Annotated in this window: 17 protein-coding genes; 5 read left to right on the top strand and 12 right to left on the bottom strand. The window is 37.9% G+C overall.

Annotated features, from left to right (window positions below; translation table 11 throughout):
* Positions 1–27 precede the first annotated feature (27 nt).
* From ACFJIZ_RS22770 to ACFJIZ_RS22740, 7 genes are all read right to left on the bottom strand, one after another.
* Positions 28–771 carry a hypothetical protein gene (locus tag ACFJIZ_RS22770; protein WP_379089476.1) on the bottom strand — a complete coding sequence of 248 codons (744 nt, stop codon included), beginning with the start codon at positions 769–771 and terminating at the stop codon, positions 28–30.
* Positions 772–821: 50 nt separating this feature from the next.
* Entirely contained in the window at positions 822–1,865 is a 1,044-nt protein-coding gene (locus tag ACFJIZ_RS22765) for a hypothetical protein (RefSeq protein ID WP_379089474.1), read from the bottom strand.
* Positions 1,866–1,883: 18 nt separating this feature from the next.
* On the bottom strand, positions 1,884–2,489 hold the full coding sequence (locus ACFJIZ_RS22760; protein WP_379089471.1) for a hypothetical protein: 606 nt from the start codon (positions 2,487–2,489) through the stop codon (positions 1,884–1,886).
* Between the two features lie 116 nt (positions 2,490–2,605).
* Positions 2,606–3,184, bottom strand: a complete 579-nt coding sequence (locus ACFJIZ_RS22755; protein WP_379089469.1) for a hypothetical protein — start codon at positions 3,182–3,184, stop codon at positions 2,606–2,608.
* 102 nt (positions 3,185–3,286) lie between these two features.
* The gene (locus tag ACFJIZ_RS22750) at positions 3,287–5,407 is read right to left on the bottom strand and encodes an ATP-binding protein (protein ID WP_379089467.1); all 2,121 of its coding nucleotides are present in this window, start codon (positions 5,405–5,407) and stop codon (positions 3,287–3,289) included.
* On the bottom strand, positions 5,407–5,517 hold the full coding sequence (locus ACFJIZ_RS22745; RefSeq protein ID WP_379094189.1) for a hypothetical protein: 111 nt from the start codon (positions 5,515–5,517) through the stop codon (positions 5,407–5,409). The genes ACFJIZ_RS22750 and ACFJIZ_RS22745 overlap by 1 nt, the downstream gene beginning before the upstream one ends.
* 10 nt (positions 5,518–5,527) lie before the next feature.
* Entirely contained in the window at positions 5,528–6,118 is a 591-nt protein-coding gene (locus ACFJIZ_RS22740) for a LytR/AlgR family response regulator transcription factor (protein ID WP_379089465.1), read from the bottom strand.
* Between the two features lie 372 nt (positions 6,119–6,490).
* On the opposite strand from ACFJIZ_RS22740, the gene ACFJIZ_RS22735 reads away from it, so the two are divergent.
* The 3 genes from ACFJIZ_RS22735 to ACFJIZ_RS22725 are packed head-to-tail and all read left to right on the top strand — an operon-like array spanning position 6,491 to position 8,861.
* A complete protein-coding gene (locus ACFJIZ_RS22735; RefSeq protein ID WP_379089463.1) occupies positions 6,491–7,729 on the top strand; it encodes a carboxypeptidase-like regulatory domain-containing protein in 1,239 nt (412 codons plus the stop codon).
* 57 nt (positions 7,730–7,786) lie between these two features.
* Positions 7,787–8,311, top strand: a complete 525-nt coding sequence (locus tag ACFJIZ_RS22730; protein WP_379089461.1) for a hypothetical protein — start codon at positions 7,787–7,789, stop codon at positions 8,309–8,311.
* A 22-nt stretch (positions 8,312–8,333) separates the two neighbouring features.
* A complete protein-coding gene (locus tag ACFJIZ_RS22725; protein ID WP_379089459.1) occupies positions 8,334–8,861 on the top strand; it encodes a radical SAM protein in 528 nt (175 codons plus the stop codon).
* A gap of 62 nt (positions 8,862–8,923) precedes the next feature.
* On the opposite strand, the gene ACFJIZ_RS22720 is transcribed toward ACFJIZ_RS22725, so the two are convergent.
* From ACFJIZ_RS22720 to ACFJIZ_RS22700, 5 genes are all read right to left on the bottom strand, one after another.
* Positions 8,924–10,537 (bottom strand): discoidin domain-containing protein, encoded by a 1,614-nt coding sequence (locus tag ACFJIZ_RS22720; protein ID WP_379089457.1) that lies wholly within the window; start codon positions 10,535–10,537, stop codon positions 8,924–8,926.
* Between the two features lie 79 nt (positions 10,538–10,616).
* A complete protein-coding gene (locus tag ACFJIZ_RS22715) occupies positions 10,617–11,159 on the bottom strand; it encodes a discoidin domain-containing protein (RefSeq protein WP_379089455.1) in 543 nt (180 codons plus the stop codon).
* A gap of 32 nt (positions 11,160–11,191) precedes the next feature.
* Positions 11,192–12,682, bottom strand: a complete 1,491-nt coding sequence (locus ACFJIZ_RS22710) for a RagB/SusD family nutrient uptake outer membrane protein (protein WP_379089453.1) — start codon at positions 12,680–12,682, stop codon at positions 11,192–11,194.
* A 55-nt stretch (positions 12,683–12,737) separates the two neighbouring features.
* On the bottom strand, positions 12,738–15,122 hold the full coding sequence (locus ACFJIZ_RS22705) for a SusC/RagA family TonB-linked outer membrane protein (RefSeq protein ID WP_379089451.1): 2,385 nt from the start codon (positions 15,120–15,122) through the stop codon (positions 12,738–12,740).
* A gap of 2 nt (positions 15,123–15,124) precedes the next feature.
* Positions 15,125–15,742: a carboxypeptidase-like regulatory domain-containing protein gene (locus ACFJIZ_RS22700; protein ID WP_379089449.1), complete on the bottom strand. Its 618-nt coding sequence runs from the start codon at positions 15,740–15,742 to the stop codon at positions 15,125–15,127.
* Positions 15,743–16,145: 403 nt separating this feature from the next.
* Between ACFJIZ_RS22700 and ACFJIZ_RS22695 the strand changes: the two genes are divergently transcribed.
* A complete protein-coding gene (locus ACFJIZ_RS22695; RefSeq protein ID WP_379089447.1) occupies positions 16,146–17,027 on the top strand; it encodes a RimK family alpha-L-glutamate ligase in 882 nt (293 codons plus the stop codon).
* A 169-nt stretch (positions 17,028–17,196) separates the two neighbouring features.
* Positions 17,197–18,129: a hypothetical protein gene (locus ACFJIZ_RS22690; protein WP_379089445.1), complete on the top strand. Its 933-nt coding sequence runs from the start codon at positions 17,197–17,199 to the stop codon at positions 18,127–18,129.

Here is an 18,129-nt window from a genome sequence, read left to right as displayed (position 1 = left end):
TTGATAGAGGTCGACCAACAGTAAGACTTATAATCTTTTATACTCAAATGTTGAAGTATTCGTGCCATCGCTTTTTTTGGTAGGATAGCCATCTTCATTGTACTCATAAGTATAAGGTATATTGCCCCAGCTATAACCAACTGTGCCAACATTATTAATAGACAGGTTCGGAAAGAAGAATGCTGCAGGTATAGAACTTGCATGATAGGGTTTATCATCGTAGTTTTTATAGGTAATGGTACCAGAAAAGGTACCTATTGGATCGCTTGAAGTTGTTGTATACGATTTTACCTCTATCAAATTTCCTTTCAGATCATAAGTATATAAATTCCGCCAGCCACCGCCTGTTGGTGCAAAAATATAGTTCTCTGTAATTACACCAGCTGCATAACTATACAGAAAAGTGTTGACCAAGGTTGCAGAGGCTCCAGTTCCATTGTATTCTAATTTTTTGCTGATTGTTCCGTCGGCATTATAAGAAATAGTAGTTTTTGAGCTGTTGTTATTGATCATTTCTGCTACCGTACCATTGCTATTGTAGGTAAAGGTGAAATTTTGTGAAGGATTAGATGCATTAGCAGTTCTGGTATAATTGATCAACCTATTGCTAGCATCATAGGTATAGTTAAAAACAAGACCATCGTTATCTACTCTTTTGATCAATAGGTTTTGATGGGCTGGCTCTTTTTTGACAGGTTCTTCTATGCTGTCCTTTTTGCAGGCATTGAATGTTATACTCATTGCAATCAATGCGAATATCAGTTTTTTCATGGTTTTAGTTTTATAGGTAAATCTTGATTGATAATTGTCGATAAAGCTGGTTATTTTACTGTAATTGCAATGGCTACGGTATTTTTTGTGCCATCGCTAATATTTATCCCAGTGCCATTTTTCCAGTATTTGGCCACAGTTTTCCCACTTGCATTTACTTCAGAACCTGCTACATATACATCATTGCCTGAAACAGCAATACCATTTGCAGAAGAGTATTGTATGCCATTGCCCAGATCTGTTGATGTATTATTTTTCCAATATCTGGCTGTGTTCATCGATAAGCTGCTATTGTATAAGCCACCAACCAGATGCACGTCATTACCAATAATTGCTATTCCCTTTGCACTTGTGCTTGCTAAATCTGGTTTGACGATATCTAGTGAAACCAGACTTCCATTTTTCCAATAAGCAGCACCACTTTTATCGAGTGCCGCATTATAGGCAAACCCAGCAATGTAAATATCTGAACCAGCAATCGCAATGGCATCAGCAGTAGCATTTTGTGTGGTATTGGTCAAGTTTACGGCAACTCCATTTTTCCAATATTTGGCTATATTTTTTTCGTAGCCAGTAATGTAGACATCATTTCCAGAAATGGCTATGGCGGTAGCTCGAGCATCAAATACTCCATCTGTTAATCTGGTGCCTACTCCGTTCTTCCAATATTTTGCAGTGTACTTATAAGTGCTGGCACTATACTCATAACCTACTACATAAACATCATTTCCGGCAATGGCAATACCGGTTACCCCTTCAAATGTAGTTCCAGTAGTAAGATTTACAGGTGTACCATTTTTCCAATATTTAACTATGGTATTTCCAGAAGTTAGGACCTCTGTTCCTCCAATATAAATATCATTCCCAACCACAGCAATTGCTCTAACATCTATATTTTTACTAGCATCTTCAATGAAAGTCGCTACCCCATCTTTCCAATATTTACCAGTTCTTTTTCCAGCAGCGTCAATTTCATAACCTGCGATATAAACAACAGGTGTTTGGCTGAGTTCTGGTTCTGGGTCTTTACTTTTTTTACATGAACTGATCACAATACCGATTGTGATCAGCACCAAGTATAATTTTGTTTTCATAAGACCTGAATATGTTAGTTAAAACTTAAGTCCTTTAAATTCGTGTTTGATTCTAAACTTCCCTTTGATTACATAGTCTTTGATATGAGGGTCATTCTGTTTATTCTCGCCCCCTCTTACCGTTACATTGATTGTTCCGGTCAAAATCCGCGCAACTTCTCCAACCTTTTCACTCTTGGTGATCACAATTGCATCTGGTATTACGGCTGGCTTGGGGTTCAGTAAATAATCGTAACTGTTAAACGTAAAACCCTTTGTAGGATAATTCTGTAGGGATACACTTCCTTGCACCAATTTCTCGGCTGCATTTGGAGTTCCGTTTGGTGTACTGGAAGGTTTAGACATGTCGGAGACAATGGTCAATATCAGACTCGTCTCCCCGTCTTTCCCTGCAAAGATTTTAAATTCTCTATCGGTAGCACCGAACTCGTTATATGAGGTTAAAATATCAGTAGTATCTACATTGATTTCTTTGCCATCAATACTATAATTGAAATAGAGGTCGTTACTTTCCGTATTTCCATTTTGGCCTTTTGAAGCGGTGGCATCCTTACCATTGTTTGAATTGCAGCTACATAAAATGGTGAAAGATAGAATTAAGATTAGGGATAATGTTCTTTTCATGATTGTATTTATTAATGAGGTTAGGCTTTATGTTTAAATGAAGGTAAGATCTATCTTAAGCCTAGTCTTTTTAAAATCGATGAACGGCTACAAATGATCGGTGAAGGAAAAACGAGTTAGAATGTAGGATTATAGGCATCTGGATAATAGATTACCCTAAATCTACCAGCGGTTAGTCGACTTGTTCTTTTGGGATTTTTTTGATGTAATGCATAGAGCAACGAAGAGAACTTCCCTTCAATTACATAAGCCTTTTGGTCCGTTTTGTCTAATTTGGTAATTTGTACTGTATTTTCCTGCACAGGTATATCATAAGTTACACTTGACATTTCTGTGCCAGCGTTTCTTTCTTTGGGCGCATAGAATATTCCACTTTGGATACCTTCATCACTGATCGTAGAGGGATAATTGCCAATCTTTAAAGCACCAGCATGATGAAAGGAAACCTCCATTCTAGCGCCATCTTTTCCTTGCGCAACAATGGAGAGCTGGTGGCTAAGCACCTTATAGCTGACATTGTATTTTTTGAGGTTTTGAGATGGAACAGCTTGCCAAGGCTGACCATCAATTATTGCAGAAAAATACTCGATTGGTTGAACAGGTTCTTCGCTTTGACAAGAAGATAGTACAAGGAGCAGCAAAAGAAACTTTAAAAAAAATGTTTTTGGCGCTAGCTTATGATAAAGTATGTCCATGTTGTTATGTTATACTTAAAACTAGGTTTAAGTACAAAAAATAGACAATACTGATTCTATCAAATAGCTGAATTAATCGTCGAATGGAAGGGTAAACAACAATCAGCCCAAGAAAACTACCATCATCTGGGTGCCATTCTCATCACTTTTGATCTGTAACGAGGCATTAAGTTTGGCTAGCAATTCTCTAACGATCAATAAACCATAACCAGAAGATTTACTGCTTACATTATGGTCTGTGGTCAACTCGTTTATTTTCTCCAATGGAATCACTTCACCTTGGTTTAAAATGGATAGATAAGATTTTCCATCTTCATTTATCGCAGCGTTCAGATAAATATTAGTATCTGTATAAGCATGATTGATGGCATTTTGAAGTAGATTTCTTAACACAATGATCAGTAGATTTTGGTCACTTTGCAGATTTGTCAAAGCTATATTGCCCGTGCTGATCGTCAATCTTTTAGCCTCTGCCTGGTTTTGCATCAACAGGGTTGCTTCTTCAAATAGCTGATCTATGGCAATGGTATCAATATCGAGCTCAAAATTTTCCATCTGGCTTTTCGACCATAACAGCAAATCTTCCATGGTGGCCAGTAAACTTGAAGAAGATTGCATCAATTTTTTCTGGTGCTGTACCTTCTCTTCTTCCGTTAAATAGTTTGGATTGGCCTGTTGTAGTTTTAAGAAAGTAAACAATTGACTAACTGGGCTGCGTAAGTCATGTGATATGATACTGAACAATTTAGCTTTGGTTTGGTTGGCACCAGTCAATTGCTCATTCAACTGATCTAGTTGTTTGTTCTTTTTGTCTAACAATAGATTTGCCTTTTGTTTGTTCCTAAAATTGAGGTAAATGGACAGCAATGCGATGAACAATAAAACCGCACCTCCAATTAACAACCATCTTGTATTTCGTTCCTGTTTGAGTTGGAGATTTTTTGCTTCATTTTCTTTGTTTAGTGCCCCTATTTCACGCTGTTTGGATTCATTTTGGAATTTAGCTTCCATTTCTGCCAAATTCAATGATATTTTTCTTTGGCTCAGCGAGTCTGATAACGTAACGTATCTACTAAAATAATCGGCAGCTACCTTATCATTACCCGATGCCATTTCTAATTGGGTAAGTGCTTTTAACAGATCAGAATATTGTTCTTTGTTATATAAGGCAGAGCCGTGTTCTGCCATTTTATAATACTTAATGGCTAAAGATTTGTTATCAATGGCTTTGTAGTAATCGCCATAAGCCTGATTAACCCCACAGGTTAAAACTTCATTATTATCTATTTTTGATTGTTTATCTGCTTTATCTATATAAGATTTAGCCAATTTAAAATCTTTGTCTTTAAGGGCCAAAAGCCCCATTTCTAAGCTTGACGAAACCAATTCGGACCATCTGCCTGGTTTATCGCCAACAACTTTATGTAAAAGGTTATAATATCGAAGTGCTTCTGTTTTGTTGTTCAGCAAGGCATAACTTCTTATAAATTTACCATAAGCAGCTACATCAACAACAATGGATGAATTTAGATAAGGTTTAGACTCGTTCAAATATTCTAAGGCTTTATTGGGCTGTTTCAGATATAGATAGATTTCGGCTACCATCATTAGTTTCGACCCGTAATCTAATTTGAGCTTTAAAATTTTAGTCGTATCTACGATAGGTTTATGAAGCTCAACGCTTTTCAAGAAATTGCTCAGTGCGATACCATAATAAAACTTTTGTTGCTGGTTGTACATCCCCAAGTTAAAATAGATATCTGTTTTATTTTTCAGGGTATCGGTCGTTTCTACAATCTGTTTTAGCCTTTGGGCAGCTGAATCTGCCTTTCCCTGCATCCCTACATAATGGTAAATAGAAATCAGATTGCCCAATGCCTTGGCACTTTTGGCAATCATGTTACCCTGTACCGCAGCTTCATTTGCCATTTCAAAATATTGCTTGGCCAATTTAAAATTCTGTTTGTAATAATACCCTGTTCCCACAGCACTACTAAATAAAATCTTATAGTTGTACTCTTTGGGATTCACAATTTTCAAACCTGCTTCCCCTTCTTTGATCAACAGATCGATAGTCTCAGTTTTACCATTAAAAGAAGCCATAATGGTTTCACAGGCTTTTCTTTTCTCGTTAAGTAGTTGAAGATGTTTGTCCTGTTGTGCAAAACAAAGGGTAGACCATGTGGTCAAAAGAATGATGAAGAGCGTTTTGATAGGTTTCATTACTTAAATACTTGTTTTGCTTCTTTAAGATAGGTTTTCCCGATAGGCAAGGTATTTAACCCAATCCTGACCTGTTTGGTGCCAAAGCTGTCTATTTTGTTGGTGGCCACTACGTAGCTTCTATGGATCCCGCATAAATTTTCCAATGGGCAAAGACTCTAAAAAATTAGATAGTGTTGCTAATGTTAAATGCTCCTTTTTGTCGGTCACTATTTTTGTATAGTCGCCATAGGCTTCCAGATACAGTATCTCATTCGAATTTAAGGTTACCATCTGGTGCCCTTCCTTAAAGATGATTTTCTCATTTTCAAAAAGCACATCATAAGCCTCTGCCTTGTCTTTTAACTGCGTAAAATCTAATACCCGTTTAATGGTGCTCTCAAAACGCGCACTCTCCAATGGTTTCAAAATAAAATCGAACACCTTTAACTGGAAACCCTGCAAGGCATATTCTGGATGGGAAGAAATAATAATATTGATGGTATCTAATGCTGTAATCGATTTGATGAAATCCAATCCATTCAATTCTGGCATATCTATATCCAAGAACAAGATATCTGGTCTTTGAATCTTGATGAAATCCAAAGCTTCAATGGGATTGCTGAAACTCCCCAATACTTTTATTTGCTGATGTGCTCTCACCTCTACTTCAACAGCCATCCTGTCCAAGTCATCATCGTCAATAATAATGCATGTTAAAGTGTTTTTCATAAAAAGGTATAATAGAGACAATTAAATATACGCAAAAACGTTTGATCGGATTGAACAATAACCGATAATTTTATTTTTAAAAAACTAACTAATTAGTTATATTAGTCGGATGCTAAAGGAGCTAATTGTAAATTTTGTACTTTTATTGGGTATCAGCTTAGCTTCGTTTGCTATTAACGGCATGGTTAGGGATGATATAGGTCAATCATCAACAAACTAGTGCCAAAGATTCTTTGCTATGTTAATGGCAGCAGCAACGTACTTTACCAAGATTATTTTATCTACGAAAAAATCGGAGATTAATACCAATAGATTACTCCCCATAGCTTATATTTGGCAAATAACTTCCTTTATCACAAAACTACAATTTCAATGATCAAGCAGCTTTTCCTTACCTTACTTATTTTCGTTTCTACCAGTATCGTTGCATCGGCACAAAATACTTACCATATTAATGGTACCATTAAAGATAAAACTGGTGCACTACCAGGTGCAGTTGTGTATGTAGCTGGTTACAAAATGACAACAGTTTCCAATAACGACGGCAAGTTTTCGCTGCCAAATCTGGCCCCTGGCAATTACGACATCCTGATCCAAATGATTGGTTATGTATCTTATAAAAAGAATATCATCCTGTCGGATAAATCTGTAGACCTCGATGTATTGTTACAAGAAAGTACTACCACATTGAACGAAATCGTAGTTAAACCAGACCCAAAAAGAGCAGGCTATCTGCAATTGTTCAAAGAACTTTTTATCGGACTATCTGCCAACTCTCAATCTTGTACCTTATTGAACCCTCAAGAGTCGATCTTCAACTATGATAGAGAAACCAGTGTGCTGAGTGGTAAAAGTCTTGAATTTCTGGTCATAGAAAACAAAGCGCTGGGTTACCGGGTAAAATATCTAGTCGATAATTTTGAATACAACTATAAGTCAAGGATTTTTTATTATGAAGGACAACCGTTTTTTGAAGAATTGAAAGGTAGCAATAGCAAGCAAAAAAAATGGGCTAAGGCGCGAGAGGTTGCCTATAATCGATCAACACAACATTTTTTTAAATCATTATACGAAAACAGGGTGAAAGAGGAAGGTTTTGTGATCAATAAATTAGTAGAAATCCCCAATCCCAATAGAAAACCCGATAGTGTGATCAACGCCAATGTGAAAAGGCTAACCGCTGGTAACAATGGGCTGATCAGGACACTTACGTTTAATGGTTCTGATTCATTATCTTATTGGTTAAGACAAAGAAGTGAGTCTAAAGTGATGAATACGCTCATTAGGGCCGATGTTTTGGTAGATACCTTAGTAAAAGTATTTAACAAGGACATCAAGATGATGAACTATCAGGATGCCTTATACATTATCTATAAAAATGAGATGGAGCCTGGGGGCTTCGCTTTTTCTGGCCACAGACAGACTAGACCTATGGATATGCCAGAGTACCAGATATCCGTAATTTATAAGCTACAGCCCAAAGCCTATTTTTATGCCAATGGTGGCATCTTTGACCCAAGAAGCCTCTTGTATCAGGGTTACTGGGCCTATGAAAAAGTGGGCGATATGGTACCTATGGATTATACCCCTCCTGTAAAAACGAAAAAATAAGTCCTAATGTTGAAAAGTCGGGCTTAAAATTGCTAATATTTTTAGTAATTTTAGGTTATGAGTACGGCAGAAGAAAACCCAAACAATTACATCAACGGACGTGGTGCCCAGTTGAACACCGCCAATAAATTCCTAAAAAATGCTTTGGCAAAGGAGCATATAGAAGGTATAGATGATTGGGAAGAACCGAATGAAAAAACAACTTTCATTATCGGCAAATCAAAAACAGTGGTCAACAAGGTAGATAGTCCAGATGTAAGGATGGGTTATTCCCTCAATCCCTATCAGGGATGCGAGCATGGTTGTATTTATTGTTATGCCCGTAATTCGCATGAGTATTGGGGTTTTAGTGCAGGATTGGATTTTGAGCGAAAAATCATCGTTAAAAAAGATGCACCAGAACTGTTCAAAAAATTTCTGGAAAGAAAAGGTTGGGATGCCTACCCCATTTCCTTATCTGGTAATACAGACTGCTACCAACCTGCCGAAAGAAAATTTAAACTGACCAGACAGTTGTTGGAAATTGCATTGGCCTATAAACAGCCCATTGCCATGATCGACCAAAAATGCGCTGATCCTTAGAGATCTTGATATCTTAGAGGAAATGGCCAAACTTAAGCTGGCCATGGTCTATGTATCCATTACCAGCCTGGATGAAAAATTACGTTTAAAATTGGAGCCCAGAACAACCACTGCAAAACAACGGTTGAAGATCATTGAAGAATTGAGCAAGGTCAATCTACCAACAGGCGTAATGGTTGCCCCAATGATCCCGGGGTTAAACAACCACGAACTGCCCGCAATTTTAAAAGCAAGTGCCAATAATGGGGCCAAATGCGCTGGTTATACGGTAGTGCGGTTAAATGGTTCCATCAACAAGATATTTGAAGACTGGCTGCGTAAAAACTTTCCAGATCGATTTGATAAAGTATGGCATATGATCCAAAGTTGCCATAATGGAAATGTAAACGACAGCAGGTTTGGCACCAGAATGCGTGGTGAGGGTAATTTTGCAGAACTGATCAGAAATACCTTTAAACTGCATTGTAGGCTAAATGGACTCAATGTAGAAGAAATAGAACTGGACCGTACCTTGTTCAAAATCCCTAGTGCCCAGACGAGCTTATTCTAAAAAAAGCCTGACCCCAAAAAGGGGCCAAGCTCATTATTAAAAGTAAAAGAAGGAATGTGATCTTAATAGGCACCAACTTCTGCAAGTGCGGCGAACTTGTCTCCATCATGGGCAGATTTGGCAACAATCTTAAAATACCTGATTGTCTGTTGAGCTGGTAAGTTAAAATATTGAATCGAAGCACTATTGACCAATGTATAATTACCAGCAGAACTGAAATTTTGGCCATCGGTGCTGATCAAAATCTCAAAATCCTTAACAGAACGAGATAAGCTACTTCTTTGTGCAATAGAGATACCCGCTATTGATTTGGAACTGCCCATGTCGATGGTTACGTAATGCGGATAGCTTGCAGCAGTACCTGTCCATTTAGAATGCCAATAGCTGTTCAGGTCGCCATCAATCAGTTTGACAGCACGTCCATCAGTTGCACCCTCGCCAGAGGTCTCTTCAGAACTGAAAGCACTGATAGACCAACCTTGCTTACTCAATTCGTTACGGGTACCAAATTCCAAAACTGGAAGGTTATTTACAAATTGATATAGATAGCTAAAACTCTTAATAGTGCCATTTTCATGGACTAGCCCAAGTCTCAGTTCGTATTCAGTATTGCCTTTAAACTCCAAATCTGCCAAAGGTATTTCTATCTTAAATTCGTTAGCACCGAATGGTTTCGACTCCCAGGTAACCGCATTATAGTCTTTATTTACACCAAGGCCTTCGTTGTTGACGTTAGGGTCATTGTAATAAACGATACTATTTACCTTGCCATTGGTGGTGTATTTACCTGAAATAACAATTGTTGACTTGGTTGCATCATAACTGGCGCTGATCGTACTTATTGTTGCCGTTACTACACCATAATAGGTTTTATCATCGATGTTAAATACTTGGTTGGCATTTAATATCGCTGCATCCGTTGCGGTTAAACTTGTTTTAGAAAGGCTCAGGGTGTAGTTGCCTGCACCCATAAGAGCCGTTCCTAAACTTGTCTTTTCTGTCATTTTTAAACAATTGTGTGGTAGGTTTAAACCATGGCCCAATTCGTGCATCATCCCTCCATACCATTTAGTAAACTTACTGGTGCCGATATATTTGGGTTCAAGGCCTTCATAATCCATGGCATAACACCATTTACCCGTACCATAAAATGGACCATCGATTGGTGTACCATCGGCATTGTAACCATAGGGTGGCAACAGGATTAAAGTATGTACACTCGTTTGATCATTTGGGTTTGCGGCAAAATAAGCATTAATCTCTGCCGCAATGGCACCCGCCCCACCCTCTCTAGGGTATTCGCTTTTTGTTTTGGTACCGAAGATGGTAATGATCTTTACTCTTTTGTTAGCATTTACCCACAATCCAAAAGTTTTATCAGTATAACCCAATCGGGTCATTTCTTCTTTATAGAACTTCTGTCCCATTAACAAAATCTCGCTCAAACGTTTTTTATAACCCGCTACCGTGTCTAGGTCTTTTGGTACAAAATAAACAATGTTCAGGTTATGCATCCGATCACTACCAAAGCCATCTGCAGTATTGTAGGTATAGGTAGTTTTTGGAGATACTGGTGTAGGTGTAACCGGTGTCTCGGTCGTTTCTGTCTTTTTACAAGCCAACAACACAAAACTCAGCAACAGGGCGAACATCAACTTGTTGATTATATTTTTCATAGGTAGATTTAGATAGGTTAAATGTATTTAAAATCAACTGCCCCAACATCAAATTGACGTCAAGGCAGTTAGCCTAGTGTTATTTTACGCCAAAAACATCAATTTCGCCCAAAAAAGTATGGTTGGTACCCGCTCTTTGAGGTTCTAAAGCTGTTAGTTTGAGATAACGGTAACCTTTTGCCGATGAAACCGGAAAGTTTTGCAGATCGTTAGAGATTGCAAAATTGAATTCGCCCAAACTGGTAAATGTGGTACCATCGGTACTGCCTTCCAACTTGAACTTTTTCATCCCCACGGCATTGGGTGTAGCAGCATACCTATTGGTTACACCAACCGAAATCATCTTCACTTCTTTCTTCATGTCGATCAGTACCCAATGTGGATATGGGGTTACCACAGAATAATCAGTGTGCCAATAGGTTTTCGAGTCATTATCGATCAATTTATCGGGCGTGCCATTTGGTGCTTCGTCTGCAGAAAAACTGGAAGCTGTAATCGTCCAGTCCTTTTTAGAAACGGTCAAAGCTGTAGATTCATCTTTAAAAATAACCGAATCAGCTTTATCACAGGCCATCACAAACATTAATGTGCTTGCGAATAGTAAGTATTTTATTTTTTTCATCTATATAATTTTATTTGATCAACTGTAGGTTGTTATGGATTTTGTACCAAGTTTTTATTCTTGTCTATTTCATTCTGCGGGATAAAGGCAATGATCTTGCTATCGCCTGGCTGTACCACCTGATTGGTAGAGGTTCCTGTACCAGGATAGTTTCTGGTCAATGCCCTATTGTTACGGAATAGATCATAGGCACGGTGCCCTTCGAAAGAAAGTTCGTACCAACGCTCATCCAATACTGCATCCAAAACAGTTTTACCACTCGTGGCCAAGCCAGCTAATGTCAATGTTGGGATCCCAGCTCTAGTTCTGATTCTGTTTACATCATCTAAAGCCAATTGTTCTTTGCCAGCACCAAGTTTTGCATTGGCTTCTGCCCTATTCAGGTACATCTCTGCCAAACGGATATACACAGGCGAGCTCAAGTTAACAATACCTTCTTGTAAGCTATATTTATTGATATAATACATCGGTACGTTAGGTGTAATCTTGTTGTTCAGTTTCACTACTCCATTTTCTATCAATGGACTGATAAACTTTAACCTTAGATCTTGAGGATTTGCACTCAGTGCATCGTAAAGTTTTTTAGAAGCATAGATCTCTCCCCAACCACTGGCCGCCTGATTTAAAGGGTTACCACTGGCGTCGCCACTAAAATACATCGAGCCAATAGAAGAGAAACCTCGGTCTTCTGTTTTGATGTGTCTGATACAGAAAATGGTTTCTTTATTTCCATCTGGTACTCCTCTAAAATAAGTTGGGTATTCGCCAGAAGACAATAAGCTATAACGTCCAGAATTGATTACTTTATCTGCATACTCAATGGCCTTTTCATTGTTTTCCATGTACAGGTATACACGCGACAATAAAGCATAAGCTACTTCCTTTGAAGCAAATGAGTTGGTTTTGGATTGGGTCATCAGGTCGCTGGCTTTCAATAGATCGGCAACAACAGCATCATAAACTTCCTTAACATTACTTCTGGCCAAGGTTAGTTTCTGATCTTCTGTTAATCCATCTTTCAGGATAGGCACACCAAGGTTGCTACTTGGATTTTGCGAATAAGGTCTACCAAAAATACGGACCAGGTTAAAATGAAGCATCCCTCTGATGTACAAGTTTTCTCCTTTTAATTGTCTAAGTGGAGCGCTTGCATTATCATTTATAGCCTCTATAACCCTATTTGCCGCACTGATCGATTTATAGGCGCTTGACCAAAAATTGGCTGCATGTCCTGAGGTTTTGATCGGGGTATATTTATAGATATTACTCAGATCATCTGATGAGTTCTGGCCTTGGGCAATCTCATCTGTTGGATATTCTGTGAAAAAATAACCACTTCTTACATAAGCCTCCGCTTTAAAAAGGGCGTAAGTTCCAATAGTAGCTGTTTCGATATCGGCCTCACTTGTTAAGGCAGAATTTTCATCAATTGCAGTTGATGGGTTGAATGTTTTCTTACATGCGGTACTACCTATGGTCACTAAAGCAGTAAGTAACAACACTTTTAAATATTTTATTTTCATGACAAAAAATGCTTAATTTTTAAATAAATGGCCATTTAAACGACCGTTTCTGATATTACAACGTGATGTTTACACCAACTAACAACTTTTTACTGATTGGATATTTGATAGAAGATTCTCCGTTGCCCAACTCAACCTCTGGATCCGTACCACTAAACTTGGTCAACGTCCATAAGTTATCACCGCTCACAAAAATCCTCGCCCTGCTAATTTTAGCTCTGCTTAGCCAAGCTGATGGCAGATTGTAACCTAGGGTTACGTTACGTAAACGGATATAACTTCCATCCTCTAAATATCTTGTCGAAGTTGCATTAGAGTTATCGGCTCTACCATGGATAGGTTTAGGGTGTGTAGCCAGATCACCTGGTTTTTCCCATCTGCTCCAGCCTTTGGCCAATTGCATCTGGTTATAACTTTCGTATAATCCATCACTGTCGAAAAAGAAACGGCTATCGTTGTATACATAATTGCCATATACAAAGTTGAAAAAGGTAGAAAGGGTAAAGTTTTTGTATTCGAAATCATTGGTTAAACCACCCGTAAATTTCGGTGCTGATGATTTACCAGTGTACAATCTACTTGCTGCATTATAATTGCTGGTATAGGTCAAAAATTCTTTTCCATCAGCATCTTTCACTCTATTTTCCCATAGCGGTGAGCCTGTAGCTGGATCAACACCAGACCATACTGGCATAAACCATTCGTCCATATTATGGCCAACAGCAATAGGTTGTCTAGCTCCGGTACTTACCTCTGATCGTCCTTGGTTCACCTCTAAAACCTTGTTTCTGTTAAAGGCCATGTTCAAGTTGGTTTCCCATTTAAATGCACCTACAAAATTCTTGGTCGTCAAGTTAAACTCAATCCCTCTGTTTCTTACGTTTCCTACATTCTCATAAACACCACTGTAACCCGTTGTTGCCGGTAAAGGTCTAAAGAACAATAAGGAAGCCGCTTCTTTATGGTAAGCATCAATACTTAAGTCAACTCTTTTAAACAAGGTAATGTCTACCCCTATATTTGCAGATTTTGATTTTTCCCAAGTCAAGTCTGGATTGGCTTTTTGACTTGGTGCGGCACCTGGCAAACCAGCATAACTTGCGCCAGAAGAGATAGAATACAGACCTAATGCTGCATAGTAACCAATACCGTAAGCATTACCTGTAGTTCCGTAACTGCTACGTAATTTTAAAAAGGTAATGGTTTTATTGTCTTTCAAGAAATCTTCATTACTTGCAATCCACGAAGCGCCCAACTGATAAAAGTTACCATTTGGTTTATTGCTACCAAACCTCGAAGAATACTCACTTACATAAGAGGCTACAGCAAAATATTTATTATTGTAACTGTAATCAACTTGACCTAAATATTTACTGAATTGATACGTATCATTACCTCCCGACGGATTGGTTACGATATCCGTTGCCGTACTAAAGGCATCTCTGCCAGCTGGCAGATTTTTTACGTTGGCATTTAATGATTCTGAATAGCCTTGCTCAATTTCTCCAACCGCCAAAATCGCTAAAGTATGTTTACCAAAAGTATTGCTATATCTTAAACGGTTAGAGGTTAACAAAGTATTGCTATAGGAAGTTGAGGCATAAGCTGTACCATTGTTGGTTGCACCAGATTTTGTTCTTTTATCGTTAAAACTGTCGCTACGGTAGTTTACCAATCTGGCTCTGTTATAAGATGATAAGGTCAGGTTTTTGAGAATGTTATAATCCAAATTCACATCGGCACTTACATTAAAACTTTTTGCCCTAGATGTATTGTATTGTAACGTATGTAAGAAATTGTCGCGGTCGCGACCATACCAAGTTCCATATCTGGCATCAACAGGGGTACCATCTGCATTATAGGCGGGATCAAAAGGCATGTTCACATAAGCATCATATAAAGTTCCACCTGCATTGTAGTCATCTCTTATAAAAATCCCGTTCAAAAAAGCAGATACCTTAAATTTGTCTGATAATTTTTGGGTAAAATTACCACGAAGATTATAACCTGTTTTATCATTGTCGATCAATGTACCTTCTTCTTTGTAATAGTTTCCAGAAAGGTAGAAAGTAGACTTATCCGTACCACCAGAAGCAGATAAGGTATGGGTATTGACCAAACCTCTTCTAAAAGCTAGGTCCCACCAATTGGTATTGTTGTTTAAGCGTTCTGGGGTCAAACCTGTGTAGAATTTGCTTTGGTAATCGTATAGTTCCTGAGAATCCATCAATTTAAAATTACCTGTAGAGGCTTCGCTGTAACCAACAGTAGTACTGAAATTTACAACGGCTTTTCCGGCCTTACCTTGTTTGGTAGTAATGATAATTACCCCATTTGCCGCTCTCGACCCATACAGGCCTGTTGCAGCGGCATCTTTTAAAACGGTAATGGTTTCTACATCCGAAGGATTATAGTTACCACCAATATTGCCATCTACCACAATTAAGGATCTGTACTGGCATTGATTGAACCTGCACCACGAATTACAATGTTAGAACCACTGGTTGGAGAACCAGAAGCTGTAGAAACAACCACTCCTGGTGCCCTACCCTGTAATAAACTACTTACTTCATTAGAAGTAACATCTCTTAATTTGTCGCCACTAACAACAGAAATCGAACTAGAAATCTCACTTTGTTTTTTACTCGAATAACCTACAATTACAACTTCACCCAAATTGGTGGCATTATCTGCCAACACAATATCGATGGTAGTTTGTGTGTTTACGATGATTTCTTTAGTTGTATAACCTGTGAATGAAAAAACGAGTACATCTGCCTTTTCTACATTGATGGTATAATTACCATTCGCATCTGTTATCACTCCATTTTTTGTCCCCTTTACTACAACAGAAACACCGGGTATCGGCAATCCTTGTTGATCCGTAACCTTTCCTTTGATGATAGCTTTCTGTAAGCTATTCGCAGTTTTACTAAAAGATACATTTTTGTTAAATGCCATCAATTTGCTGTTGGCGGTAAGCTGCAATGCAGTTGCAAGCAGTAAGACCTTACCCACATTGCAATAATGTTTTGCTTTGTTTGGTATCATTCTTTTCATTTAGGTTTAAAGTTTTTACTTGGTAATTAATTATCTGGCTAGATCATCATCTTCAAGCTGTATCAGAAACTTTACAGATGATAGATAATAAATCCAAACTAAGTACTTTACAGGTGATTACGATAGAGAAACACAGCGCAAACGTTTGATTTTTGCAACAGGGAGAAAATTAACTTAAGATTAAATTAAAAATCTGTGACAACTGGAGAAATGCAGGCCAAATCGGAAATCAAAAACTTAAAAAAGCAGTCAAAACTCTGTAATAAAACAAAAAATTAATATTCAGTTCATAATTTGAACCTCATAACCGCGGTATTGTTAAAAATTATAAAACAGATATCAAACGTTTGCATTATAATTTAATCGTCATGGAAATTATCCTTATTTTAGGCGACAAAAAGCCATGAATATTGCCCTTGTAACCTATCACGATAAAGGTGCCTATGCCTCTCCTACCGTCGCAAATGAAGATGATACGCTTTTGCATTTCTTAAAAACCAAAGGGTTGAACATTGAAAAGGCTATCTGGAATGATACCCATGTAAGATGGGAAGATTATGACCTCGCTATTCTAAAATCGCCATGGGATTATTTCGACTTGATCGAGGATTTCTATAATTGGTTGGCCGAACTGAAAAGTAAAAATATCAGACTCCTTAACCCAATTGATGTGGTAAAATGGAATGCCGATAAACATTACCTGCATGATATTGAAAAAGCAGGTTTAAAAGTAACTCCAAGTATTTTTATTGGCCAAGGTACACACATAGACCTAAAGTTATATCTGGATAAGTTTAACGGCAAACAACTGATCATCAAACCTTGCGTAAGTGGAGGTTCAAAAAATACATTTAAAGTTACCGCAGTAAATGTTGAAGAAGTGAACCCAAAACTTGATCTTTTACTGCAACAAGAAGATTTCATTATCCAACCTTTTTTAACAGAAATTGAGGAAGAAGGCGAATGGTCTTTTCTTTTTTTTGGTGGAAAATTTAGCCATGCGCTTTTAAAAAAGGCAAAAGCTGGCGATTTTAGGGTGCAACATGCATTAGGTGGCACCATCCATCCGCAAAGCCCTCCACAAAACCTATTGGAAGATGCCCAAAAATATGTTGATCAGTTTGCAAAAGGCTGTCTATATGCTCGTGTAGATGGCACTGTTGTAGACCAAAAGTTTTTATTAATGGAATTGGAGCTGATTGAACCATTTTTATTCTTAGACACATTTGAAAATAGCTACGAAAATTATTACCAAGCCTTGTTGCAACTGCTAACAAGTAAATAAGCTAGTTTTCTTTTGGATTGGAAGGCACAGTTCCTTCCATCGTTTTTTTAATGACGTTCATCGATTTGTTTGAGCCATTTTTTTGCTATCTCCTACCTTCAATTTGGGTTAGGACGAAGGTTTAATCACATTGAATTATCCCGTATAATTTAAATCAATAAACGAAATCATGAAAACAAAAAAAACGATTCTAAAGGCATTGCTATTGCTACTCACAGCAATTACATTGATCTCGGCTTGTAAAAAAGGCGAAACCGGACCTCAAGGTGAAAAAGGTATACAGGGAATTGCTGGTCCAGAAGGCAGCACCATCCTGAGCGGCAGCACTACTCCTACTGCTACCGTAGGCAAAAATGGAGATTTTTATCTCGACCTCAGTACTGGCAACTTATATGGCCCTAAAACAACTGCTGGCTGGGGAAGTGCACTGAATTTAAAAGGGCCCAATGGTGCAAATGGCAAAGGTATTTTATCTGGCACAGGCATCCCAGCAAATACGTTAGGTACAGATGGCGATTATTATTTAGATAAAGCAACATATAATTTATATGGTCCAAAAACAACAGGCAATTGGGGTACACCAACAGCTTTAATTGGAGCGCAAGGCCCGATGGGAAATGCCAATGTTAAGATCGATATTTTTACAGTAAAAACCACAGATTGGAAAATCAATGGATTGATGCCTACGCTTATATCTGGAGATGGATCAAGTGTAGCCTTCACTAAATATTTCGAAAGAAGTGGGGCGGCATTGACCGATGATTTTATTAATGGTAATGGTATTGTAATGGTTTATGGAGAACTTACCAACTATAGTTTTCTGCCACTCCCTTATGTAGTAAGTCCCTCAGGTTCGCCAAATACCATTTTTTGGGATTATCGAGTTATTCCAGGCAAAATAGTCCTTCATTTTGGATTTAGAAATACGCAAAGTCAAGATGTTAAACAACAAGTAAATGATTGGATCATACCAGAGGCAAAATATAAAATTGTATTAATGACAGGTACTGTTGTTGCCAATTTAAACGCTGCCAAAATTAATCAACACGATAAGGTTGCTGTTGCTAAATATTTAAGCCTAATTACCAAAAATCTAAACTAA

This window comes from Pedobacter sp. UC225_65 (genome assembly GCF_042698365.1).
In the GTDB taxonomy this organism is placed as follows: domain Bacteria; phylum Bacteroidota; class Bacteroidia; order Sphingobacteriales; family Sphingobacteriaceae; genus Pedobacter.
Note: the sequence above shows the minus strand (reverse complement) of the source record. Positions and strands in the feature narration are given on the sequence as shown.